Below are 24,783 nucleotides of genomic sequence, written 5' to 3'. Positions count from 1 at the left end.
TTCTAGTGGTTTTCGCCTTGTTTCGCCTTAGGCTCGCGAGATCGTAAACAGGTTCTTATACGCTGTCGTTGTCGGCGTCCGGCTCAGCCGGCACCAGTTGCAGCAAGTCGCCCGGCTGGCAGTCCAGATACAGACAGATCGCCTCCAGCGTGGAGAGCCGGAAGCCCTTGACCTTGCCTTGTTTCAACAGCGACAGGTTTTGTTCTGTGATGCCGATTGCCTGGGCCAGGTCCTTGGATTTGACCTTGCGCTGGACGAGCAGCATGTCCAGATGGATTTTGATGGGCATGTGTCGCTTTCAGATGAATTGCTTATTTTCGCACGCCAGCGTAATGCCTTCTCGCTGAATGCGCGCAATGATCATGACCACGGCGGCGATGAACAGGCTTTCCAGGTTTTCAGCGTGGAAACTGACGGCGATCAGCCGCTGCCCCTCCGGCCGCATCATGGTCAGCCAGGCGCTAATCAGCGGCTGGGAGACGAGGTCCGCCAACACCCAAAGCGCGACTCTGGAACCCACTTTGGACAACAGCGCGGCGGAACGCTCCGTGAAATATTCCGCTTGAGCATAAAGCTTGAACAGGCGGCGCAAGGCGTTCAGGCCTTGCGCCAGGATCAGCAGGGGGATGCAGGAAAGGACCGCGCCACCGGCGCGTTGCCACAGCGGCAGGCTCGGAAGATCGAATTCGCTTGAGCCGTAAAACCCTCTGACGGTGTCCACGGAGATGGTCAAGCCGGCGTCGATAATGGACTTGGGAAAGAGCCAGAACAGGATATTGAACAGCAGCATGGCGCTGATGCCCAAGACAGTGATGTAGGCCATGACGGCGCAATAGCGGCTCAATCGTGTGGAGTTCATGAGAGTTCCTTAGCAGTGGTTGGAAAGGCGTTGAGAAAGGGAGTTGGTTAGGTATCGCAAAACAATTATTTGTTATTGTAAAACGATAATTTTTTGCTGTGCAAGTTTGATTTTCGCAACGTTGCGGCTAGCACACACCTTGGGCTTGTCGTTGCATGGGGGCTTCGTGAGCCGTCGGCCCAGGCTGGGCGCGGCTTTTGGACGGATTGAAGACGTGCTGAGCGGTGTCTACATGAGAAACAACAATTTATTATTGTTTAACAGTAATTAATTTATGTAATACAGTCATCAACTTCACGTGAAGGCGGGCTTGCCCTCGCGTGCTCTCCGAGATGCCTGGCGTGTTTGCGCGCCGGATGAACGAAAGAGGTTTGATGATGAGCGATGCAAATCAAGCAAGCGGCGAGCTGGCGCCTCGATCTGGATGGGTGGCCGAATGTCTGGCGCCGACGCATGCTTAAAGCGCTGGGCCACGGCCGGCGCGCACGCCTGCTGTGCGTTTTGCTGGCGTGGGGATTGGCGGCGTGCCGGGGAGACAGCGCCGGGCTGAGAGCGGCAATGTCGAGGCCGTTTCACGCCTTGACCGCGCTGGCCGGTTCAGCGGTCTATGCGCGTGGTCATCAGGATGGCGGTGCTGGTGCGCTCCACGCCCTCCAGCGCGCCGATGCGGTCTATCAACCCGTCCAACTCGGCCACGCCGGCGGCTTCCACGCCGGCGATGAAGTCATGGACGCCGCTGACCGAGTGCAGGGTGCGCACCTGGGGCAGCCGGCGCAAGGCGCTTTCTATCGACGGGCTCAAGCGCGGCGCGGCGCTGATCATCACCAGTGCGCGCACTTGGGCGGCGTCGTGGGCGGCGCTGGTGCGCACGCTATAGCCCAAAATCACGCCGCCGCGCTCCAGCCGTTCTATGCGGCTTTGCACCGTGGTGCGGGACAGGCCCAGCCGGCGCGCCAGTTCCGCGGTGGGCGCGCGGGCGTTTTCGCGCAGCAGCGCGAGCAATTGCTGATCTGTGGCGTCCATGGCGGCTCCATGCGGGGGTGGCGGTTTAGCGCTATGCCGGACTTTTCGTCAATGCGATCAATAATATCCAACAGTTCGTCTCTATGCGCGCTGCAATTTGCCGAACTTGACCCGAGAATGAGGCTTCCCCTGAGACGAGGAGCGGAGCGATGCGAGATGCGATCATTGTGGGCGGCGGCCACAACGGCCTGGTGTGCGCCCATTACCTGGCGAGGGCCGGGCTGAAGGTGACCGTGCTGGAACGGCGCGGCGTGGTGGGCGGCGCGGCGGTGACCGAGGAGTTTCACCCCGGTTTTCGCAACTCGGTGGCCGCCTACACGGTGTCGCTGCTCAATCCCAAGGTGAGCCGCGACATGGAGCTGGCGCGCCATGGTCTGAAAGTGGCGGAGCGGCCCTTGTCCAACTTCCTGCCGCTGGACGACGGCGGCTATCTGAAAGTGGGGCCGGGCCGCACCGCCGCCGAGGTGGCGCGCTTCTCGCGCCGAGACGCCGACAGGCTGGACGATTACGCTCGGCATCTGGACGCCGCCGCCGAACTGCTGCGCGAGCTGGTGTTGCAAACGCCGCCCAACGCGGTGGAGGGCGGCTGGCTGAGCGCGCTGCCGGAGCTGCTCAAGGCCGGTCGGCTGGGGCGTAGGCTGGGCAAGCTGGAACTGGCGCAGCAGCGCGAGTTGCTGGATCTGTTCACCAAGTCCGCCGGCGATTATCTGGACGGCTGGTTCGACAGCGATCCAATCAAGGCGGCCTACGGTTTCGACAGCGTGGTGGGCAACTACGCCAGCCCGTACGCGCCCGGCTCGGCCTATGTATTGCTGCACCATGTGTTCGGCGAAGTGAATGGCCGCAAGGGCGCCTGGGGCCACGCCCTGGGCGGCATGGGCGCCATCACCCAGGCCATGGCCCGTTCGGCGCGCGAGCGCGGCGCGGAGATCCTCACCGACAGCGCGGTGCGGGAGGTGTTGCTGGAGAAGGGCCGGGCGGTGGGCGTGGTGACGGAGCGCGGCGAGCGGCTGGACGCGCGGGTGGTGGTGTCCAATCTCAATCCGCGGCTGCTTTACACCCAGCTGCTGGACCCGGCGGCGCTGCCGGCGGACTTCCTGCGCCGGATGCAAAGCTGGCGCTGTGGCTCCGGCACGTTCCGCATGAATGTGGCCCTGTCCGAGCTGCCGGATTTCAGCTGCTTGCCGGGCAAGACGCCGGCGGAACATCACGGCAGCGGCATCATCATCGCGCCCAGCCTGGCTTATATGGAGCGCGCTTATCACGACGCGCGCGAGCGCGGCTGGTCCGGCCGGCCCATCGTGGAAGTGCTGATCCCGTCGACGCTGGACCCGTCGCTGGCTCCGCCGGGCCAGCATGTGGCCAGCCTGTTTTGCCAGCACGTGGCGCCGCAATTGCCGGATGGGGCCAGCTGGGACGACCATCGCGAGGAAGTGGCGGACCTGATGATTGACACCGTCACCCGTTACGCGCCCAATTTCAAGGCCGCGGTGCTGGGGCGGCAGATCATGAGCCCGCTGGACCTGGAGCGCACCTTCGGCCTGGTGGGCGGCGACATCTTCCACGGCGCTCTGGGCTTGGATCAGTTGTTCTCGGCACGGCCCATGCTGGGCCACGCCGACTACCGCGGCCCCATTCCCGGTTTGTACACCTGCGGCGCCGGCGCCCATCCCGGCGGCGGCGTCACGGGCGCGCCCGGCCACAACGCGGCGCGCGAGGTGCTGCGGGATCTGGGGCGCCGCATGGTTTGAGCCGTCGGCGCAAGATCTTGCGGGGCCGGCCCCGTGCGCCAGGTGAAAAAAGGCCCGCAGCGGAGCAGGCGGGCTAAAGGGCAATCAAGCGGGAATCGAAGCGGTAATCCACGGTTTGGCGCGACAGTGCGCGGAGCGGCGATCACGCCCAGATTGTTGCCGCGCACCGTCCAGGCGGCGTGCTCTTGGCCGGCGTTGAGGCTTGCCACGGTGGAGTCGCCGCTGGTGCGGCTACGCTCGTTTTCGCCTTGTCTCGTCCTTGCTCGCTAGACTTTGAACAGGCTCTTAGTGGTGTCGGAGTCGTAACGGCCCACCCGGTTCAGGCCGCCGCCGAGGAACAGTCGTGATCCCGTCGTGGCTTGAAGCCCAGGTTCACCAGGTACGGCGCGTGGTTGAATGGATTACCCAGGATGCCGGTGGCGGCGGCGTCGCTTTGAGCCTCCTTGGTGTCCAGCAGGCCCAGGCCGGCGTTCAGCGTCAGCCGCGGTGGCCGATTGATGTGTTCAAATGCAAATGATTCCTAATACAGACGGCTGGTGTTACCATGCGGCATCCATAACGGCACACCCTCTTGCCGGCCGCGTCGGCGTTTGCCGCGCGGCCTCCACCTCTGTCGAGATCAAAAAAAACCTGTCATGAAAAAGTCGCCCATCTTCGTCGATTTCAGCCTGCTCAGGCTCAACCCGCATTTCCGCTCCATCTTCATCGCCCGCATGATCTCGGTGTTCGCCTTCGGCATCCTGATGGTGGCCGTGCCGGTGCAAATCCATCAGCTCACCGGCTCCACCCTGCAAGTGGGCGCGGCGATGGCGCTGGACGGCATCGGCATGTTCGCCGGCCTGATGTGCGGCGGCGTGCTGGCGGACCGCATGGACCGCCGCCGGCTGATTCTGCTGGGCCGCTCGCTGTGCGGCCTGGGCTTTCTGGCGCTGGCGCTCAACGGCTTCATGACCCATCCCTCGGTGCTGGCGCTCTACGTGGTGTCGGCCTGGGACGGCTTTTTCAGCGGCATCGGCATCACCTCGCTGATGGCGTCCATCCCGGTGCTGGTTGGTCGTGAAAACCTGCCGGCCGCCGGCGCGTTGAGCATGCTGACCATGCGCATCGGCGGTGTGCTGTCTCCTCTGCTGGGGGGGCTGATCATCGCCGCCGCCGGGGTGAACTGGAACTATCTGCTGGCCGGCGTCGGCACTCTGGCCACCTTGATCCCGCTGACGCGTTTGCCATCCCTGAAGCCGCAGGGCGGGGAGCCGGCGCATCCGCTGCGTTCCCTACTGGAGGGTTTCCAGTTTCTGTGGCAGAACAAGGTGGTGGGCGCGGTGGTGGCGGTGGGCACGCTGCAAACCCTGCTCAGCGCGGTGCGGGTGCTGTATCCGTCCTTGGCGGAAGACGGCTACGGCGGCGGCGCTTTCGAGGTGGGCCTGATGTATTCGGCGGTACCGCTGGGCGCGATGATAGGCGCGTTCACCAGCGGCTGGGTGGGCGGCTTGAGCCGTCCTGGCGCGGTGATGTTGAGTTGCGTGCTGGCCTCGTCCCTGAGCATCGCGTCCTTGGGCCTGGTCCATCATCTGGCTTACGGCCTGCTGGCCTTGGCTTTGCTGGGTTATTTCGGTTCCATCGCGTCTTTGTTGCAGTTCACGCTGGTGCAGGGCAATACGCCGGATCATTTGCTGGGACGGGTGAATAGCCTGTGGAACGCGCAGGACGTGGTGGGCGATGGCTTGGGCGCTTTGGGCCTGGGCGCGCTGGCGCGAGCCTTGGTGCCGTTGACGGCGGTGGGGTGGTTCGGCGCAGTGGCCGCCGCGGCCAGTTTGGCGATGTGCGGGGCTTTTGGGTCTTTGCGGCGTTTGACCGGTGGCGCGGCCGCCGGGGCGGAGACTGTCGGGGAGCCGGCGCGGCAGGGCGCGGGGTCTTAGAACGTGCTTACGATCTCGCGAGCTAAGGCGAAAACGGCTGAAAAAGCGGAATGCACAAGTAGTACATTAGCATTTCGAAGCCGTTTTCAACGCCCTTGTCTAACAGTCCCGCCAACGCGTAGCAGATCGTAAGCAGGTTCTTAGCGCCAAGGGTTTGTTGGAGCTAATGTCGTTGCAGGGCGGAAACCTCGGTTGGGGGTTCCGCCCTTTTTGCATCCTCTATGAAGCGCTGGCTAGTGTAGGGGAGTTTGAATCCGCCGCACGGATGGTGATTTAGGACCGGTTCCGCCCGGCGAACGGGAAGGGAGCTGGCCGCTGCCCCTTCCATCCCCCCTCGTCCCCCAGGACGCGAAACTCGGAGCGCCCCCGAGGGGACACTTGGGCGCTCCACAAGGTTGTCTTTTTGAAAAAGAAAAGTGATTTGGCAGAGTCGGTCATGTTTGTGGGTAACTTAGCACCACCGCTCTTTCCTGTGGATATCTCAAGAGAACCAAGAATAAGCGACGAATGCGACGTGCCCCAGGTCCCTTCAGGCCTGCTGTCGGATGGCTGTCCCGAGGTCTTAAGCGGCGGCCTGTTCGGGCTGTCCCGGCAATCAAAATCATCATCCGCGCAGCGGATACAAAACGAGTCGGCGCACGCAAAAAAAGCGGGGCAGCTCAAAGCGGCCCCGCTTGATTTCTGAGTGCTAGAACGCCAGGGCATGCTCCAATGCCTTATCGCCGATGCGAGGCGGCATTGAAGCGCTGTTTACTGGCCGTGTTTCTCCTCGCCTAGTTTGTCCAGGTAGCGCAGGATGCGGCCGCTGTCTTGTTCCAGCTTCTGCATCCGGTTGACGATTTCCTGCTCGTCCAGCGGGCCTTCCTGATCAAACACCGCCAGCGCGGCGCCGATGTGCTGGCTGGCCTGCTGCTCGGTGGCTGCCAGCTCGCTCCAGGAACGGGTTTTGCCAAAGGACTGCTGGCCTTGCTGCTGCAGCCAGCTTTGCAGTTCGCTGCTCTGCTCCATCGGCTTGGCCTCCTCTATCGAGTGGTAGGCGGTCTGTTTGAAGATCACATGCCCCACTTTTTGCAGGCTGAGCTGGGATTTGTCGTGCACGCGGCTCACCTGGGCCATCACTTGCTGCGATTGCTCCACCTGACTGCTGAAGCGCTGACGGAAGGTTTCAACCGAGTCTTTGACCTGGCTGGCCACATTGCCGGCGGCACTGGCCTGGGTCTGCATATTGCCAATGCGCAGCGACAAGTTTTCAAGCACGTCCTGCACATTGTTGGCGGTGCTCTTGCTGCGCTCGGCCAGCTTGCGCACTTCGTCGGCCACCACGGCGAAGCCGCGGCCGGTTTCGCCGGCGCGGGCGGCTTCGATGGCGGCATTCAGCGCCAGCAGGTTGGTTTGGTCTGCGATGGCGGAGATGTCGGCCAGCGAGGTTTCTATGCCCTGCCATTCCTGGGCCAGCGCGGTGCTGGCGGTGTCCATGCTGCTGACGCTGTCGGCGATGGTATCCAGGTGGCCGGACAACTGTTGGGCGGTTTCCAGGCTGACGCGCGCGCCGTCCGCGGTGTCTTGAGTGATTGCGGCCACGTCGGCCATAGCCTGGCTGATGTCTTCCAGATCGCTCTGGTTGCTGGCCAGGTCCTTGCGCAGGTGCGGGTTGTTGAGCGCGGCCAGCTGCGAGGAGAGGCGGTTGCGGCGGATGTAGCCGTCGTTGTCGGCCATGGTCTGGATGGCGCGGTTGACGCTGCCCAGCGAGCTGGCCAGGATGCCCGGCAGGCCTTGGCTCAGCGGGCGGCGGCTGTAGTCGCCGGCGCTGATGGCCTTGAAGCAGGTGTTGATTTCCTTGAAATAGGTTTCGATCAGGTCGAGGAAGTCGTTGAGCTGCCAGGCCAGCTTGCCCACTTCGCCCAGGTTGCGGGTGCCGGTGGCGCGGTGGTGCAGTTCGCCGGAGCTGGCGTAGCCCAGTTGCTCGTGCAGAGTGTTGAGCAGGCCGAAGATGCGGCCGCTGTGGCGCCACAGCAGCAGGGATAGGGCGATGGAGGCGGCCAGCAGCAAGGCGTCCACGACGTGGCCGACGATTTCCGGGAATAAATAGCTGTCCAGCAGCGAGAAGGCGACCAGTAAATTGAAGCCTATGATGCACCAGCCCAGCTGGGTGCGCAGGAAGGGCGGCTTGTGTTGGAGCTGGCTCATGCGGCGACTCCCGGCGCTTGCAGCACCTGGGCGTTGAGGGAAAGGATGAAGTCCTGGTAGCTGACGCCTTTGTCCGCCAACACTTGCTGCAGCCAGGCCACGGAGGCGTCCGGCGCGGTGGCTTTGTTGTGACTGGCTTCTATCTGGCGCATCTGGGCGTAGACCGGCTCTATGGCGGCGATGGCTTCCTGGCTGGGCGGACGGCGCACGGAGTAATAGCCTTGCAGTTGGCCGCGCAGGTCGTAGTCCGGGGTCACGTTGGCCAGTACCCAGTAGTAGTCGCCGTTTTTGCTGTGGTTTTTCACCACGGCGAAGAATTCCTGGCCTTGTTGCAGGGTTTTCCACATCAGGCGGTAGGCGCCGCGCGGCATGTCGGGGTGGCGGATCAGGTTGTGCGGCTTGCCCAGCAGCTCGTGCTCGGCGTAGCCGGCGATGCGCATGAACACGCGGTTGGCGTAAGTGATGTGGCCGGTGGGGTCGGTCTTGGTGATGATCAGTTCATGAGGGGCGAGCCGGATTTCCTTGCTGGCCGTGCCGGCGGCGGGGTGCGTCATGGTCTGTTTCTCTCTTATTTGTCGATTGCCTAACCTCAAATGTTCATTTTCGGCCACTGGCCCAGTAGGGGCAAGCGTTTATTTATTTGTACTGCCCATGCTTGACAGGAGTCTGCTTAAATTACTTCTTAATAATTCAGTTCTTACGAAAACAAAAAAGGACGCCTGTGGCGTCCTTGCATGCGTGGGCCGGGGCGGGCCTCAGAGCCTGCTAAAAGCTTCGCGAGACAAGGCGAAAACGGCTGAGAAAGCGGAATGGTCAAGTGGCACATGAGCATTTCGAAGCCGTTTTCAACGCCCTTGTCTAACAGCCCCGTCGGCGCGCAGCAGATCGTAAACAGGTTCTCAGAGTTTGACGATCTGGCGGACCTGAGACACGCAAGCGCGGGCGTCTTCTATCAGCTTGGCGAACTCCGGACTGTTGATCTCCGCGTGGCTGAGCCAGCGCACCTTATTGCTGATCCGGTACTGGACGCGGATGCCGGCCGGGGTTTGCTGTTGCTTGGCGTTCACTTCGTACCAGGGGGAATTCACCTTGCATTCAAAGGCGGGCTGGATGGCTTTGGCGCCCTTGAGCAGCACATCGGATTGCATGGCGCTGGCGTCGCCCAGGTAGACGTCCGCCAGGTTGCCGTTGCGCTTGTAGTTGTCGAAGCTGTCCCACACGCTTTTGAAGTGGGAGTCGTAGAGAAACAGGCCGGAAATCTTCTCCAGCATGCGCGGGTCGCGCACGCTCATGCGCAGCGGGTAGACCGACGGCACCATGAAGGAGGTTTTGTCGCGCTGGACCTTGCAGTCTTCCGGCTGATTGCTCAACCGGTTGCACAAGCTTTGGTCGGTGGCGCTGACGCCTTGGTAGCGGTCTTGCAGAATGGTGTCGATCAGAGCGGAGTTGGCCAGTTCGATGTCGGCGCTGACATTGGCGCTGCCGTCGGCTTGCAGCGCGTTTTCGCGCTTGATGTTCAGATCGGTGCGCGCCGGCTCCATCGGCACCTGGGTTTGGCTCACCACGCCGTCCTTGTCGATGATGAAGGCCCAGCGGTCTTGCAGGTCCGATATGATGCGGCCGGGCTGGAAGAAGGGGTTGGTGGGGTCCAGCCACCAGGTCTGGCCGGCGATGTTGGCGCGGACGATCATGTGGTTGGGCGCGCCGACGCCGGGCAGGAGCAGCGGCGGGGCGAACTTGCCGCGGTAGATCAGCGCTGGTTCCGCGGCGATGCCGGCGCGGCGCAGCATGGCGGTCAGCAGAGTGGAAAGGTCTTTGCAGTCGCCGTAGCCGTGTTTTTCAATTTCAGCCAGCGTGAACGGCACCAGGCCGCGTTCCGCCAGCCGGGTGTCGTTGAGGTAGCGGTAGTTGCGGTTGATATGCTGCATGAAGGCGGCCGTCTGCTCCGCGGCCGGCTTGCCCTGATTGGCGGCCACCACGGCGGCGGCAGCCGGCGGCAGCGGCGCGGCCAGGATTTCGTTGTAGCGGCGGGCATGGGCGCCGAAGTGGTCTTGCGGCTGGTCCGAGGTGGCGATCACCAGTTGCGGCCATTCGCGCAGCGCGCTGTTGTTCCACTCGTTGATGTAGTTGAGGTAGCGCGGCCGGCGCAGCGATACCTTGACGCGCTTGCGGTCCGCGCTGGCGTCCACCGCGTAATCGTCCAGCATCATGCCGCGCCAGATCAGCGGGCGAGTGGACTGGAGGTCGAAGCTGAAGCTGTCTTCACGGGCTTTTTGCGGGCCCAGGTCCAATTGGTAGCGCAACTGGCGCACCAAGGGCTGTGCCACGCTGTGGGTTTTGATGCGGTAGGACACGGTGCTGCCCACCGATAGTTCCGGGAAGGCCATCCAGGTTTGCATGTCGCGGCTGACGCCGGCGTCCGGATTGGGCGCGGCACGGGTTTCAATCTGGGATTTGCCCAGTTTGATCACTTTGCCGTTGGGCTGGATCACTTCGGCCCGTTCCACTTGCATGCGGTCTTCGGCCGGGTAGGTGAAGTCGATGCGGGACAGTTGTTCGCGGCCGGAGGGGTGCAGGATGGTGAATTGCTTGCTGGTGACGCAGTCCAGGCTGTTGTCTTTGTTGTGTTGGCAGCTGACGGCGGTTTTGACCGCCAGCGGCGCTTCGCTGACCGGTTGCAGCGCGGCGGCGCTGAAGCTGCTGTAGAGGCCGGCGGCCAGCCCGAGAGTGAGTGTACGCATATTGGAATCGAAAAGTGTGATCTTGCTGTGATGATTATACGGCGCGAGGGCGGTGAAAACGCGCATCCGGCGTCCGCACCGCCGGATGGGGTCAAGCGTTCCATGTTCGCATATTAGCGCTTACGAATGTGTGTGCTTTTTGTGTCGCTGTCGAGCCTGTCCACGATCCCGCGAATACGAGCGGCACAAGACGGGGGATGGTCAACGGGCGCTCACGGCGAGGCCCACATCCGCAGCAGGTTATGGTAGTTCGCGGTTAGCGCCACCAGGGCTTCGTTATCGCCCAACTGCAGGCGCAAGCTGGAGATCGCCGCGTCCATGTCGAACAGCAGCCGGCGCTTGCCGTCGTCGCTGATCATGCTTTGCACCCAGAAGAACGAGGCCAGCCGCGCGCCGGCGGTGACCGGTTCCACCCGGTGCAAGCTGGTGGACGGGTAGAGCACCATGTCGCCGGCGTCCAGCTTGACGCTGTGGCTGCCATAGGTGTCCTCGATCACCAGCTCGCCGCCTTCGTATTCGTCCGGGCGGCTGAAGAAAAGGGTGCAGGACACGTCGGTGCGCACCCAGCCGCCGTCGAAAGGGTGGCGGCGCACGGCGTTGTCCACATGGTTGCCAAAATCCATGCCGGCTTGGTAGCAGTTGAACAGCGGCGGGAAGATTTTGGCCGGCAGCGCGGCGGAGAAAAACAGGCCGCTGCGTTGCAAGGCGCCTTCCACCATGGCCTGCAATTGTTGGGCTTCCGGCAGCTGCTGCGGCAGTTGCAGATTGCGTTTGACTTGAGCGGACTGCTTGCCGGCGGTGATGCGGCCGTCGGCCCAGTCGGCGCGGGCCAGCAGCTCGCGGCCCAGCGCCAGTTCTTCGGCGCTCAGCACCGCGGGGATGTGCAATAACATGGTGTCTCCGTATGAGGCCAAGCCCCCGGCGAACCGGGGGCCGGAACTGGCTTGGAACGTGTTTACGATCTGCGGCGCATCGGTAGGGACATTGTGCGATGAGCGCCGGCATTCGAAATGCTTCTGCCCCATCCGGGCATTCCGCTTTCTAGGCCGGTTTCGCCTTGTCTTGCCCTTGCTTGCGAGATCATGAACAGGTGCTTAGTACTTGAAGCTGACTGTCAGTTGCGCTTCGCGCGGAGTACCCAGCGTGGCGTGGGCCGGGTAGCCGCCGTCGAAGTAAGTCTTGTTGGCCAGGTTGTTTACATTCAGCTGCACCTTGTACTTGCGGGTCTCGTAAGCCAGCATCGCGTTGGCCACGGTGTAGGCCGGCAGGTAGTTGGTGTTGGCTTCATGCGCGTAACGCTTGCCCACATGGGTCAGGCCGAAACCGCCGATCACTTCTTCCGTGAACTTGTAGGTGGTCCACAGGTTGGCGGTGACCTTGGGCGTGTAGCGCGGCATATTGCCTTCGGTGCCGGCGGCGCCCAGGGCCGGCGGCGCGGCCTTGTCGATGCGGGACTTCATCAGGGTGAGGCCGGCGAAGACGTCCCAACGCTCGGTCAGCCGCCCGGCGCCTTCCACTTCCACGCCATCGGTATGGCGTTTGCCGGACAGCAGCACGGTATTGGGGTCGTTGGCATCCGTATTTCGTTCGTTGGTCTTCTCGATGCGGAACAGCGCCGCGCGCAGGCTGGCGTCGCCGTCGAACAGATCCCACTTGGCGCCCAGTTCAATGTTGCGGTTCTTTTCCGGGTCCACTTTGGCGGTGGCCTTGTCCAGCGCGTAGGCTTCTCCCGACGGGTTGAACGAGGTGCCGTAGCTCAGATAGTAGGACTGGGCGGTGCTGGGCTGCCAGATCAGGCCGCTGCGCCAGCTCCACACATTGTCGGTGCGGCTGACATCGTAGCTGCGGCTGGGGTCCTGGTTGACGGAGCCGTCGCGGTTGCCGGCGCGGATCTTGTAGTCGCCGCTGAAACGGTCGAAACGGGCGCCCACCACGGCCTTCCACTGCGGGGTCAGCTCCAGCGTGTCCATCGCGTACAGGCCGATATTGCTGGCGTCGAACTGGGTGTTGCTGCTGCGGTAGCGGCTGAGGTCGACGGGCACGCCAGGGTCCGGCGCGCCCACGGTGGTGCTGGGCGGAGTGTTGAGCAGAGCGTAGCGGCTGGTGTCGGATTTCTCTTTGCTCAGCTCCAGGCCGGTCAGCAAGGTGTGGCGGACGCTGCCGGTTTCGAACTTGCTGATCAGATCGGTCTGGTTGTTCCACGACCAGTCGGTGCCGTCGCGCATGGGTTTGCTGCGGTTGATGCGGGAGCTGTCCAGAACCGGGTTGCTGGGGGTGATGCCCGGGATGCGCGGCGCGGTGGGCGACACATCGCGCCAGAAGCGGTTGAAACGCAATTGATTGCTCAGCACCAGGTCGTCGCTGAAGCGGTGAGTGAGCTTGGCGGTGAGGATGTCGGTTTGCGTCTTTTCAAAGTCGCTGTTCAGGCCGTAGAAGCGGTCGCGCGGCACGTCGATGGGCTGCCGGGTGTTGGCGTTGAACGGAATGCCGTAGTCCGGAACGTTGTCTTCCTTCTGATGGAAGTAGGACAGCACCAAGGTGGTGGGCTCGCCCAGGCCGAAGGCCAGCGAGGGAGCGATGCCGAAGCGTCGGTTTTTCGCCGGGCCGCGGTCGCTGCCGTCGTCGGTGGCCATCAGGTTGACGCGCATTGCGGCGGTGTCGCTGAAAGCCTGGTTGATATCGAAGGTGGAACGGGTGAGGCGATTGCTGCCGACGCCAATTTCACCCGCCACCAGGGAGCCGGCGAACGGAGTTTTGCTGGCTTGGTTGACCACGCCGCCGGTGGAGCCGCGGCCAAACAGCATGGAGCTGGCGCCTTTCAACACTTCCACTTTTTCTAGGTTGAAGGTGTCGCGGTTGTACTGGCCGATGTCGCGCATGCCGTCCAGATAGGTGTCGGTGAAGGCGGAGAAGCCGCGGATCACGACTTGGTCGCCGGTGCGGCCGCCTTCGCCGGCGGCGAAAGTGATGCCGGGCACATTGCGCAGTGCGTCCTTCAAGTTGGAAACGGCCTGGTCTTCCAGCAATTGCTTGCTGACCACCGTGACCGATTGCGGAATATCCTTCAGCTTCTGGTTCAGCTTGCCGATGGCGCTGGACTCGGTCTTCAGGCTGCCGCGTACCGGCGTTTCGCCTTCCACGCGGACGGTTTCCAGCTTGGTGGGGGCGTCTGCGGCCAGAGCCAGACCGGGGGAGAGGGCGGCGGCGAGCATGCCGGCGCCGATTTTCGCCGGCAGCTTGCGCGCGACGATGCCGCTGCCGCGGCTTGGGGTGGGTCGATGTTCCATCAGGGTTCTCATTTCGTGTCGTCGTTATAATCGCCGGCCGGCTGAGGCCGGCTCTGCTTTGCCTTACTGCGCGCCTCTCCGGCCTTGTCCGGGCAAAGAGCGGACAAAGACCCTCCCTGGTCTGCGCGGCGGCAGTCCATGGAATAGAAGAAGAGGAATGAGGTACCGGCGCGAAATAGCGGCTGGATAAGCGGCTGCGCGCTGGCGGGTACGGGACGCGGATCTCGCGTCTACTGTGGCTCAGGGGCCGGCAGAGTCCTCACGCAAACCAATGGCGTGGGCTTGCGTGACGGCTCTGCGGCGAGCGGCCGGCAGGCGCCGGCCATGCTCGCACGGCTGTCGTTAAGGCGCTTCGGTGGCGAAGCCTATCTTGCTGATGCCCCCTTGCTGGGCGCTGGCCAGGGTTTTGGCCACGGTTTCATAGCGCACGCTCTTGTCCGCGAACAAGTGCAGCTCCACTTGCGGGTTGTCGCGGGCGGCGGCGGCGAAACGCGCGTCCAGCTCGCCTTCCGGCACTTTGACGTCGTTCCAGAACACCGCGCCGGCGGCATCTATGGCCAGGCGGATTTCCTTGGGCTGGCTCTGCTGCGCGGCGGCGCTGGCTTGCGGCAGATCCAGCTTGACGGTATTGGTCAGCAACGGGGTGGTGATGATGAACACCACCAGCAGCACCAGCATCACATCCACCAGCGGGGTGGTGTTGATGTCGGCCATCGGGGCGGAAGCGCCCTTGTCGAAACTACCGAACGCCATCGATCTCTCCGGACTGAGTCAGCAGCTGGGCGTGCAGATCGTGGGCGAAGTAGTCCATGTCTTGCGCCATGATGCGCTGCATGCGGGTCAGGGCGTTGTAGGCCAGCACCGCGGGAATGGCGGCGGCCAGGCCGGCGGCGGTGGCCACCAGCGCTTCGCCGATCGGGCCGGCCACCGCGGCGATGGTGACTTGGCCGGCGGCGCCGATGTTCACCAGCGCGTGGTAAATGCCCCATACCGTGCCGAACAGGCCAATGAAGGGCGCGGTGGAGCCCACCGAGGCCAGCACGGTCATGCCGGTTTCCTGCTTGCCGTTTTCCTGGGCCAGGCCTTTGCGGATGGCGCGGGTCAGGAACTCGTCCAGATCGCAGCTCTGGCCCAGCGGCCGCTCAGCCTGGCTGCGGTAGTGGCGCAGCGCGGCCAGGCCCTGACGGGTGAGGTTGGCGAACGGCGCGCGCGAATCCTGCAACTGGGCTTCCGCCTGCTTCCAGTCCGGGGCGTCCCACAGCGCGGTTTCGGCCTGCTTGTTGGCGCGGCGGATATGCCAGGTGCTGACGCCGCGGACCAGGATCAGGTACCAGGTCAGCACAGACATCAGGACCAGGATCATGAACACCGTGACCAGCACGGCGTCCCCTTGATGGAATACAGTCATTAGATTCATGATTTTGCAGACTTCAAAGAAAATTCAACGGGAACGATAAAGGTGTAGGCGATGGCTTCATTGCCGCGCTTGGCCGGGGTGAAGCTCCACTTTTTCACCGCCGCCACGGCGGCGCGGTCCAGCCGCGGGAAGCCGCTGCTGTTGGACAGCGTCACCTCCAGCGGCTGGCCTTGGGCGGACACGTGCACCCGCAACTGCACGGTGCCGGTTTCGCCTTCCTCGATGGACAGCGCCGGGTAGGCCGGCTTGGGGTTGTTCAGATAGCCGCCTCGGTACATCGGCTCGGTGATCGAAGGTTTGGCGTCGGCGGACTGGCCGCGGGAACTGCCGCCCTCTGCGGAGCTGGCTGCCGGGCTGGGCTTGCTTTCCGCCGCCGGGGCGGCCGTGGGCACGCTGATGGCCTTGGCGCTGGGCGCGGCCGGAGTGGGCGTGGCCATCACCTTGGGTTTGACCGGAGTCGGTTTCGGCGTCGGAGTGGGCTTGACCTGCGGAGTCGGCTTTTTCTCAGGCTTGGGCTGCTGCTTGGGCGCAGCCGGCGCGGCGGCCTTGCTGGGCGCGGCCAGGCTGATCATTTCCATGCTGGCGACGCGCGGCAGCGTGATTGGCGCCTGCATCGCCACTGCGCCGCCCATCAGCGCGAAGGCCAGGGCATGCAGGCCCACGGTGCTGGAGAGCGCCGAGTATTGAAGAATTCGCTGGTTCATGATGGTGATGATAATACAAACTATTCTCATTATCCAAGCTGGAAAACGCGTATACCTCAATGTCATTGACGTAAGTAAATAAATGACGGGAAAAGGGTTTTGCCAAGCGCCGCGTTAGCCGGCGCCTCGGAGCGTTCCAGTTCTTGCAATCCATGGTTTTGCCTGCATATCTTGCAGCATTGGCCACGGCGGAGTGCCGGTGGCGACATTATTGGAATACAAAACATGCAACAGTTCGACGGAACCACCATTGTGTCCATTCGCCGCGGCAATCGCGTGGCGCTGGGCGGGGATGGCCAGGTCACTCTGGGCAATATCGTGATCAAGGCCTCGGCGCGCAAAGTGCGCAAGCTGCATGGCGGCAAGGTGCTGGCGGGCTTTGCCGGCGGCACCGCCGACGCCTTCACCCTGATTGAGCGTTTTGAAGCCAAGCTGCAAAAGCATCAGGGAAACTTGCTGGTGTCGGCGGTGGAGCTGGCCAAGGATTGGCGCACAGACCGCATGCTGCGCCGGCTGGAGGCGATGCTGATCGTCGCCGACAAGAACAGCACTCTGATCATCACCGGCAACGGCGACGTGCTGGAGCCGGAACAGGGCATCGCCGCCATCGGTTCCGGCGGCGCCTACGCTCAGTCCGCCGCGCGCGCGCTGTTTGAAAACACCGATCTGGCGCCGGAAGTGGTGGTGAAGAAATCGCTGGAGATCGCCGGCGACATCTGCATCTACACCAACCACAACCATGTGATCGAGCTGTTGGACGAAGCCGAAGAGCCGGAAGGCAAAGCATCGGAAGCCAACTAAGCCGCATTCAAGAATCAAATCGCCGGGAGCGTCGCTTCCGGTTGGAGAACGTCATGACGCAAATGACCCCGCAGGAAATCGTCCACGAGCTGGACCAACACATCATCGGCCAGAACGCGGCCAAGCGCGCGGTGGCGGTGGCTCTGCGCAATCGCTGGCGCCGTCAGCAGGTGGCCGAGCCGCTGCGCAGCGAAATCACCCCCAAGAACATCTTGATGATAGGCCCCACCGGCGTGGGCAAGACCGAGATCGCCCGCCGTCTGGCTAAACTGTCCGGCGCGCCCTTCATCAAGATAGAAGCCACCAAGTTCACCGAGGTGGGCTATGTCGGCCGCGATGTGGACACCATTATTCGCGATCTGGTGGAAGTGGCGATCAAAGAGACCCGCGACGCCGCCATCAAACGCAACCGCCCGCGCGCGGAAGACGCGGCCGAAGACCGCATCCTGGACGTGCTGTTGCCGCGTCCGCGCCAGCAAGCCGGATTCTTCGGCGGCGAACCGGAAGCGGAAGCCAAGCCGGAAGACGGCGCCACCCGTCAGAAATTCCGCAAGATGCTGCGCGAAGGCGCGTTGGACGATAAAGAGATCGAAATCGAAATCGCCGCGCCGGCGGCGCAAATGAACGTGATGGCCCCGCCGGGAATGGAGGATTTCGCCAGCCAGCTGCAAGGCATGTTCCAGGGCCTGGGTTCCGGCAAGAAGCAGGCGGCCAAGATGAAGGTGACGGAAGCGCGCAAGCAACTGATCGACGAGGAAGCCGCCAAACTGGTCAATGACGAGGAACTGCGCGCCGAGGCGCTGAAGAACGTCGAGCAGAACGGCATTGTGTTTCTGGACGAGATCGACAAGGTCACCAGCCGCAGCGAAGGCCAGGGCGGCGCCGACGTCTCGCGCGCCGGCGTGCAGCGCGACCTGCTGCCGCTGGTGGAAGGCACCACCGTGTCCACCAAGTACGGCATGGTCAAGACCGACCACATCCTGTTCATCGCCTCGGGCGCTTTCCAGCTGTCCAAGCCGTCGGACCTGATCCCGGAGCTGCAAGGCCGTCTGCCCATCCGCGTCGAGCTATCCTCGCTGACCGTGGACGACTTCAAGGCCATTCTCACCAGCACCAATGCCTGTCTGACTCGTCAGTACCAGGCGCTGATGGCGACCGAGGGCGTGGAGCTGGAGTTTGTCGACAGTGGCATCCAGCGCCTGGCCGAGATCGCCTGGCAGGTCAACGAGAAAACCGAGAACATCGGCGCGCGCCGCCTCTACACGGTGATGGAAAAGCTGCTGGAAGAAGTGGCCTTCGACGCCAAGGCCGGCCGTTGCGAGATTGATGCCGCCTATGTCGACAGCAAGCTGGAACAAGTGGCCGAGCGCGAAGACCTGGCGCGTTACGTGCTCTGATCCATTCCTTATATATAGAAACGCAAACGGCGGCCTTGGGTCGCCGTTCTCGCATCCGGGTTAGCGTGCCTCGCATGCCGGCTGGGCGGGGGGAGGCTCGGCTGCCAAATCGCGGAATGCTTCCGGATGGCGCCGCCAATACCAATCCTTCACCTCGTCGTGATCCAGCTCCAGAAACGCCTTCAAGCCAGGCAATAGCAGCATGGGCGCCACGGTGGCCAAATGCAGCAGCGCGAAAATCAAGTACACCCGCTCCAGCGGCAGCACATGCAACAGCGCGCCGGCCAGCGCCGGCCCCAGCATCGATCCTATTTTCACCAGCATCACATTGATGGCGGAAAAGCGCGCGCGGTAATTCTCCGGCACCGCCAGCGTGCGGTGAGTTTGGCCTATCAGCTGGTTCAGCGCGAACATCAGCCCCATCACCGCGAAACAGGCCAGGATCACCCAAGGGTTGTCGCTGATCGCCACCACCAGCATCAATACGCCGCAGACCACCATGCCTATGGTGCGCGCCTGGTAGCGGCTGAAGCGGCGCAGCAAAACATGGGTGAACCAGAGCGAGCCCAGCAGCATGCCGGCACTGATCGCCGCCTCGCAACCGCCCAGCCAGGCGGCGGACAAGCCCAGCGCATGCAGCTTGACCGGCAGCAGAGTCGTCACCAGCGGCATGAAGGCCACCAGAGTGACGAAGACCGCCAAGGTCCAATAGCGTTCTAGCGGAATGCGCCAGCGCGCGTACAGGCCGCTGCGGATATCCTCCAGCCAAGGCTGGCGCACGGCGTCCGCGGCGCGCGGCGGCACGCGCACATATAAGGAGGCCGCTGCGGCCACCACCAGCAGACAGGCGTAGGCCAGCAGAGTCAGGGTGGGGCTGGTCGCCGCCATCAAGCCGCCGCCCAGCACCGGGCCGATCAGATTGCCCGCCGACTGCGAGCTTTTCTGCAAGGACAGCGCGTCGCCCAGCCGGGCTGCCGGCACCATCTCGGCGGCGATGCTGAGCATGGACGGCAGCACGATGGACCAGGCCAGCATGGCCAGCGACTCCACCGCGATCACCCAGCCGATGCGATACCAGCCTAGTGCGGCCATCAAGGCCAGCAGCAGCGCGCTTAGCATCGCCAGCAACATGCCGCCGCCAATCAGGCGATTCTTAGGCAGGCGATCACCCAATGGCGCGGTCAGCGGCAGCGACAGAAGCATCACTAAAGCGGTGATTGAACCGAACCAGGCCATATCGCGCGCACCGCCGGACTGCACCACCCACCAACTGATGGCGACATAACCGGCGCCCATCGCCAGCCCGCTCAACACATCACTCAGCATCAAGGCGTAAAACGGCGTGGGCAGTCCCTCTAATCTTTGACGCAAAGTTTGCTGCATGGACGTTTCCTGAGCGAAGGGATGCGCTCAGCTTAACAATTAATGCCTAAAGCATAAAGTCTGCATCGAATAATTTGCCGGAAAGCGGGATTTTCAGAAAAAACCGAGAAAATCCGTCCGCTTTCGCAGCTTATCATCGGGTGACAACCAGCTGGAAAGCCTTGTTTTCTTGCTTGCCCAAAAGTTCTTGTAAAATTCTATCGATATGATTCTTATTGAAATCATTGGCTTACGTTTTGATATCTTAAAAACCCAATATTTTTCCAAAATAAGTGTTGACGGAGTAGGGCCGGTAACGTATATTTCACCTCCTCAGCAGACAACGCAGCGACGGAAACGAAGCGCAGCGATCTGCACCGATCTTTAACAGAACGAATAACCGATAGGTGTAAGTGCTCGGTCGATGACCAAACACTTGCACTGCAAGACGAGAAATGTCTCGATGTTTCTTTGATCTTGCGTGCCAGAAAATTTGCTTGGAATTGAACTGAAGAGTTTGATCCTGGCTCAGATTGAACGCTGGCGGCATGCTTTACACATGCAAGTCGAACGGTAACAGGGTGCTTGCACCGCTGACGAGTGGCGAACGGGTGAGTAATGCATCGGAATGTACCGTGTAATGGGGGATAGCTCGGCGAAAGCCGGATTAATACCGCATACGCCCTGAGGGGGAAAGTGGGGGACCGTAAGGCCTCACGTTATACGAGCAGCCGATGTCTGATTAGCTAGTTGGTGGGGTAAAGGCTCACCAAGGCGACGATCAGTAGCGGGTCTGAGAGGATGATCCGCCACACTGGGACTGAGACACGGCCCAGACTCCTACGGGAGGCAGCAGTGGGGAATTTTGGACAATGGGCGCAAGCCTGATCCAGCCATGCCGCGTGTCTGAAGAAGGCCTTCGGGTTGTAAAGGACTTTTGTCCGGGAGCAAATCCCAGTGGTTAATACCTACTGGGGCTGAGAGTACCGGAAGAATAAGCACCGGCTAACTACGTGCCAGCAGCCGCGGTAATACGTAGGGTGCAAGCGTTAATCGGAATTACTGGGCGTAAAGCGTGCGCAGGCGGTTGTGCAAGTCTGATGTGAAAGCCCCGGGCTTAACCTGGGAACGGCATTGGAGACTGCACGACTAGAGTGCGTCAGAGGGGGGTAGAATTCCGCGTGTAGCAGTGAAATGCGTAGAGATGCGGAGGAATACCGATGGCGAAGGCAGCCCCCTGGGATGACACTGACGCTCATGCACGAAAGCGTGGGGAGCAAACAGGATTAGATACCCTGGTAGTCCACGCCCTAAACGATGTCAACTAGCTGTTGGGGGTTTGAATCCTTGGTAGCGAAGCTAACGCGAGAAGTTGACCGCCTGGGGAGTACGGCCGCAAGGTTAAAACTCAAAGGAATTGACGGGGACCCGCACAAGCGGTGGATGATGTGGATTAATTCGATGCAACGCGAAAAACCTTACCTGGTCTTGACATGTAACGAACGCTGCAGAGATGTGGCGGTGCCCGAAAGGGAGCGTTAACACAGGTGCTGCATGGCTGTCGTCAGCTCGTGTCGTGAGATGTTGGGTTAAGTCCCGCAACGAGCGCAACCCTTGCCATTAGTTGCCATCATTAAGTTGGGCACTCTAATGGGACTGCCGGTGACAAACCGGAGGAAGGTGGGGATGACGTCAAGTCCTCATGGCCCTTATGACCAGGGCTTCACACGTCATACAATGGTCGGTACAGAGGGTCGCGAAGCCGCGAGGTGGAGCCAATCTCATAAAACCGATCGTAGTCCGGATCGCACTCTGCAACTCGAGTGCGTGAAGTCGGAATCGCTAGTAATCGCAGATCAGCATGCTGCGGTGAATACGTTCCCGGGTCTTGTACACACCGCCCGTCACACCATGGGAGTGAGTTTCACCAGAAGTGGGTAGGCTAACCGTAAGGAGGCCGCTTACCACGGTGGGATTCATGACTGGGGTGAAGTCGTAACAAGGTAGCCGTAGGGGAACCTGCGGCTGGATCACCTCCTTTCTAGAGAAGGTTGTTGATCGAGTACTTACAGCCTATCGGTTATTCGCGAGTTTGAGTATCGCGATCAGAGTGCTTAATGAGTACTGTGATCGCGTTGTTTAAACGCACTGATCTTTAACAAACTGAAGAAGCCGAATATATAAAGACGGCGAGAAAGACGATGGAGTTAAGTCTTCATTGGCTGGATCGTCATCTTGGGTATTTGATTGTATCTAGGCTACGTCGCCATATCAAAAGGGGCGGTGTAGTCGTCGCACAAACACAACTTGTTGTTTTAGTGATCCAGGTTACTGAAATGATAGGGTCAAGCGACTAAGTGCATCTGGTGGATGCCTTGGCGATCATAGGCGAAGAAGGACGTGTAAGCCTGCGAAAAGCGCGGGGGAGCTGGCAATAGAGCTTTGATCCCGCGATGTCCGAATGGGGAAACCCCTCCGCAAGGAGATCCCGTGCTGAATACATAGGCACGAGGAGGCGAACGCAGCGAACTGAAACATCTAAGTAGCTGCAGGAAAAGAAATCAACCGAGATTCCGTTAGTAGTGGCGAGCGAACGCGGAAGAGCCTGTACGTGTTATGGATTGTGTTAGTGGAAGGTTCATGGAAAGGACTGCCATAGTGGGTGATAGCCCCGTACACGAAAACGCATTCCAAGGACTAGGCGTACGATAAGTAGGGCGGGACACGAGAAATCCTGTCTGAAGATGGGGGGACCATCCTCCAAGGCTAAATACTCATGATCGACCGATAGTGAACCAGTACCGTGAGGGAAAGGCGAAAAGAACCCCGGGAGGGGAGTGAAATAGAACCTGAAACCGGATGCATACAAACAGTGGGAGCGGACTTGTTCCGTGACTGCGTACCTTTTGTATAATGGGTCAGCGACTTACGTTCAGTAGCGAGCTTAACCGAATAGGGGAGGCGTAGGGAAACCGAGTCCGAATAGGGCGATTTAGTTGCTGGGCGTAGACCCGAAACCGAGTGATCTATCCATGGCCAGGATGAAGGTGCGGTAACACGCACTGGAGGTCCGAACCCACTAGTGTTGCAAAACTAGGGGATGAGCTGTGGATAGGGGTGAAAGGCTAAACAAACTCGGAGATAGCTGGTTCTCCCCGAAAACTATTTAGGTAGTGCCTCATGTATCACTTCCGGGGGTAAAGCACTGTTATGGCTAGGGGGTCATTGCGATTTACCAAACCATGGCAAACTCTGAATACCGGAAAGTGCGAGCATGGGAGACAGACGGTGGGTGCTAACGTCCATCGTCAAGAGGGAAACAACCCAGACCGCCAGCTAAGGTCCCAAATGATCAGTTAAGTGGTAAACGAAGTGGGAAGGCCTAGACAGCCAGGATGTTGGCTTAGAAGCAGCCATCATTTAAAGAAAGCGTAATAGCTCACTGGTCGAGTCGTCCTGCGCGGAAGATGTAACGGGGCTCAAACTGATAACCGAAGCTGCGGATTTGCACGTAAGTGCAGATGGTAGGGGAGCGTTCTGTAGGTCTGAGAAGGTGTCTCGTAAGGGATGCTGGAGATATCAGAAGTGCGAATGCTGACATGAGTAGCGATAAAGCGGGTGAAAAGCCCGCTCGCCGAAAGCCCAAGGTTTCCTACGCAACGTTCATCGGCGTAGGGTGAGTCGGCCCCTAAGGCGAGGCTGAAAAGCGTAGTCGATGGGAAACGGGTTAAAATTCCCGTACTTTTATGCAGTGCGATGTGGGGACGGAGAAGGTTAGGTCATCAGACTGTTGGAATAGTCTGTTTAAGCCGGTAGGCTGGGGAGGTAGGCAAATCCGCCTTCCCTTAAGGCCGAGACGTGATGACGAGGGTCTACGGACCTGAAGTGACTGATACCACGCTTCCAGGAAAAGCCACTAAGCTTCAGCTGCATAAGAACCGTACCGCAAACCGACACAGGTGGGCAGGATGAGAATTCTAAGGCGCTTGAGAGAACTCAGGAGAAGGAACTCGGCAAATTGATACCGTAACTTCGGGAGAAGGTATGCCTCTTAGAGTGAATCCCCTGCGGGAGGAGCTTTGAGAGGTCGCAGAGAATCGGTGGCTGCGACTGTTTAACAAAAACACAGCACTGTGCCAACACGAAAGTGGACGTATACGGTGTGACGCCTGCCCGGTGCTGGAAGGTTAAGTGATGGGGTGCAAGCTCTTGATCGAAGCCCCAGTAAACGGCGGCCGTAACTATAACGGTCCTAAGGTAGCGAAATTCCTTGTCGGGTAAGTTCCGACCCGCACGAATGGCGTAACGATGGCCACACTGTCTCCTCCTGAGACTCAGCGAAGTTGAAGTGTTTGTGAAGATGCAATCTCCCCGCTGCTAGACGGAAAGACCCCGTGAACCTTTACTGTAGCTTTGCATTGGACTTTGAACAGACTTGTGTAGGATAGGTGGGAGGCTATGAAGTGGGAACGCTAGTTCTCATGGAGCCGTCCTTGAAATACCACCCTGGTGTGTTTGAGGTTCTAACCTTGGTCCGTGATCCGGATTGGGGACAGTGCATGGTAGGCAGTTTGACTGGGGCGGTCTCCTCCCAAAGTGTAACGGAGGAGTTCGAAGGTTACCTAGGTACGGTCGGAAATCGTGCTGATAGTGCAATGGCAAAAGGTAGCTTAACTGCGAGACCGACAAGTCGAGCAGGTGCGAAAGCAGGACATAGTGATCCGGTGGTTCTGAATGGAAGGGCCATCGCTCAACGGATAAAAGGTACTCCGGGGATAACAGGCTGATACCGCCCAAGAGTTCACATCGACGGCGGTGTTTGGCACCTCGATGTCGGCTCATCACATCCTGGGGCTGTAGCCGGTCCCAAGGGTATGGCTGTTCGCCATTTAAAGTGGTACGTGAGCTGGGTTCAAAACGTCGTGAGACAGTTTGGTCCCTATCTGCAGTGGGCGTTGGAAGTTTGACGGGGGCTGCTCCTAGTACGAGAGGACCGGAGTGGACGCACCTCTGGTGTACCGGTTGTGACGCCAGTCGCATTGCCGGGTAGCTAAGTGCGGAAGAGATAACCGCTGAAAGCATCTAAGCGGGAAACTCGCCTGAAGATGAGACTTCCCTGAGGGCTTGACCCTCCTGAAGAGTCGTTCGAGACCAGGACGTTGATAGGTCGGGTGTGGAAGCGCTGTGAGGCGTTAAGCTAACCGATACTAATTGCTCGTGAGGCTTGATCCTATCATTTGAGTGGCTTGGGAGACTGAGCGACGAGATGTGGGTGTGCGACACAATTGAATACCGAATATATGTGGGCTGATCAAAGATCAGCCTAGGCTTCTTCTAG

The 24,783-nt window shown here is 60.9% G+C and carries 17 protein-coding genes and 2 rRNA genes; 7 read left to right on the top strand and 12 right to left on the bottom strand.

Annotated features, from left to right (window positions below):
- Positions 1 to 55: 55 nt before the first annotated feature.
- The 3 genes from DXT74_RS02850 to DXT74_RS02840 all read right to left on the bottom strand — a co-directional run bounded on the left by DXT74_RS02850 (position 56) and on the right by DXT74_RS02840 (position 1,882).
- Positions 56 to 289, bottom strand: a complete 234-nt coding sequence (locus DXT74_RS02850) for a helix-turn-helix transcriptional regulator (protein WP_043641048.1) — start codon at positions 287 to 289, stop codon at positions 56 to 58.
- Positions 290 to 298: 9 nt separating this feature from the next.
- Positions 299 to 859 carry a DUF2975 domain-containing protein gene (locus DXT74_RS02845; protein WP_114154635.1) on the bottom strand — a complete coding sequence of 187 codons (561 nt, stop codon included), beginning with the start codon at positions 857 to 859 and terminating at the stop codon, positions 299 to 301.
- Between the two features lie 597 nt (positions 860 to 1,456).
- On the bottom strand, positions 1,457 to 1,882 hold the full coding sequence (locus tag DXT74_RS02840; protein WP_043641040.1) for an Lrp/AsnC family transcriptional regulator: 426 nt from the start codon (positions 1,880 to 1,882) through the stop codon (positions 1,457 to 1,459).
- A gap of 149 nt (positions 1,883 to 2,031) precedes the next feature.
- On the opposite strand from DXT74_RS02840, the gene DXT74_RS02835 reads away from it, so the two are divergent.
- The 3 genes from DXT74_RS02835 to DXT74_RS02825 all read left to right on the top strand — a co-directional run bounded on the left by DXT74_RS02835 (position 2,032) and on the right by DXT74_RS02825 (position 6,234).
- On the top strand, positions 2,032 to 3,633 hold the full coding sequence (locus DXT74_RS02835) for an NAD(P)/FAD-dependent oxidoreductase (RefSeq protein WP_194427276.1): 1,602 nt from the start codon (positions 2,032 to 2,034) through the stop codon (positions 3,631 to 3,633).
- A gap of 635 nt (positions 3,634 to 4,268) precedes the next feature.
- Positions 4,269 to 5,549, top strand: coding sequence for an enterobactin transporter EntS (gene entS / locus DXT74_RS02830; protein WP_194427275.1), 1,281 nt, complete (start codon positions 4,269 to 4,271; stop codon positions 5,547 to 5,549).
- Between the two features lie 403 nt (positions 5,550 to 5,952).
- Positions 5,953 to 6,234 carry a hypothetical protein gene (locus DXT74_RS02825; RefSeq protein ID WP_194427274.1) on the top strand — a complete coding sequence of 94 codons (282 nt, stop codon included), beginning with the start codon at positions 5,953 to 5,955 and terminating at the stop codon, positions 6,232 to 6,234.
- Between the two features lie 65 nt (positions 6,235 to 6,299).
- On the opposite strand, the gene DXT74_RS23105 is transcribed toward DXT74_RS02825, so the two are convergent.
- The 8 genes from DXT74_RS23105 to DXT74_RS02785 form a co-directional block, all read right to left on the bottom strand.
- Positions 6,300 to 7,736 (bottom strand): methyl-accepting chemotaxis protein, encoded by a 1,437-nt coding sequence (locus tag DXT74_RS23105; protein ID WP_194427273.1) that lies wholly within the window; start codon positions 7,734 to 7,736, stop codon positions 6,300 to 6,302.
- Entirely contained in the window at positions 7,733 to 8,290 is a 558-nt protein-coding gene (locus DXT74_RS02815) for a PAS domain-containing protein (RefSeq protein WP_043641032.1), read from the bottom strand. Before DXT74_RS02815 ends, DXT74_RS23105 begins: the two co-directional genes overlap by 4 nt.
- Positions 8,291 to 8,635: 345 nt before the next feature.
- Complete coding sequence (locus DXT74_RS02810; RefSeq protein WP_194427272.1) at positions 8,636 to 10,477, bottom strand: DUF3857 domain-containing transglutaminase family protein; 1,842 nt, start codon at positions 10,475 to 10,477, stop codon at positions 8,636 to 8,638.
- Positions 10,478 to 10,689: 212 nt separating this feature from the next.
- Positions 10,690 to 11,370 (bottom strand): Fe2+-dependent dioxygenase, encoded by a 681-nt coding sequence (locus tag DXT74_RS02805; RefSeq protein WP_194427271.1) that lies wholly within the window; start codon positions 11,368 to 11,370, stop codon positions 10,690 to 10,692.
- A gap of 201 nt (positions 11,371 to 11,571) precedes the next feature.
- Complete coding sequence (locus DXT74_RS02800) at positions 11,572 to 13,764, bottom strand: TonB-dependent siderophore receptor (RefSeq protein WP_194427270.1); 2,193 nt, start codon at positions 13,762 to 13,764, stop codon at positions 11,572 to 11,574.
- A gap of 342 nt (positions 13,765 to 14,106) precedes the next feature.
- A complete protein-coding gene (locus tag DXT74_RS02795) occupies positions 14,107 to 14,517 on the bottom strand; it encodes a biopolymer transporter ExbD (RefSeq protein ID WP_019101956.1) in 411 nt (136 codons plus the stop codon).
- A complete protein-coding gene (locus DXT74_RS02790; RefSeq protein WP_043593313.1) occupies positions 14,504 to 15,181 on the bottom strand; it encodes a MotA/TolQ/ExbB proton channel family protein in 678 nt (225 codons plus the stop codon). Before DXT74_RS02790 ends, DXT74_RS02795 begins: the two co-directional genes overlap by 14 nt.
- The gene (locus DXT74_RS02785) at positions 15,178 to 15,885 is read right to left on the bottom strand and encodes an energy transducer TonB (RefSeq protein ID WP_194427269.1); all 708 of its coding nucleotides are present in this window, start codon (positions 15,883 to 15,885) and stop codon (positions 15,178 to 15,180) included. The genes DXT74_RS02790 and DXT74_RS02785 overlap by 4 nt, the downstream gene beginning before the upstream one ends.
- A 225-nt stretch (positions 15,886 to 16,110) precedes the next feature.
- Between DXT74_RS02785 and hslV the strand changes: the two genes are divergently transcribed.
- Positions 16,111 to 16,686, top strand: a complete 576-nt coding sequence (gene hslV, locus DXT74_RS02780) for an ATP-dependent protease subunit HslV (protein ID WP_043593311.1) — start codon at positions 16,111 to 16,113, stop codon at positions 16,684 to 16,686.
- Between the two features lie 53 nt (positions 16,687 to 16,739).
- Entirely contained in the window at positions 16,740 to 18,083 is a 1,344-nt protein-coding gene (gene hslU / locus DXT74_RS02775) for an ATP-dependent protease ATPase subunit HslU (protein WP_043593309.1), read from the top strand.
- Between the two features lie 60 nt (positions 18,084 to 18,143).
- Here hslU and DXT74_RS02770 read toward each other — a convergent pair whose 3' ends face one another.
- Complete coding sequence (locus DXT74_RS02770; RefSeq protein ID WP_194427268.1) at positions 18,144 to 19,466, bottom strand: MFS transporter; 1,323 nt, start codon at positions 19,464 to 19,466, stop codon at positions 18,144 to 18,146.
- A 484-nt stretch (positions 19,467 to 19,950) separates the two neighbouring features.
- On the opposite strand from DXT74_RS02770, the gene DXT74_RS02765 reads away from it, so the two are divergent.
- Both DXT74_RS02765 and DXT74_RS02760 read left to right on the top strand, forming a co-directional pair.
- Positions 19,951 to 21,486, top strand: a 16S ribosomal RNA gene (locus tag DXT74_RS02765).
- A gap of 302 nt (positions 21,487 to 21,788) precedes the next feature.
- A 23S ribosomal RNA gene (locus DXT74_RS02760) occupies positions 21,789 to 24,677 on the top strand.
- The 16S and 23S rRNA genes sit together here, the layout of an rRNA operon.
- Positions 24,678 to 24,783: the final 106 nt, after the last annotated feature.

The sequence above is a fragment of the Chromobacterium sp. Rain0013 genome (assembly GCF_015291765.1).
GTDB lineage: Bacteria > Pseudomonadota > Gammaproteobacteria > Burkholderiales > Chromobacteriaceae > Chromobacterium > Chromobacterium haemolyticum.
Note: the sequence above shows the minus strand (reverse complement) of the source record. Positions and strands in the feature narration are given on the sequence as shown.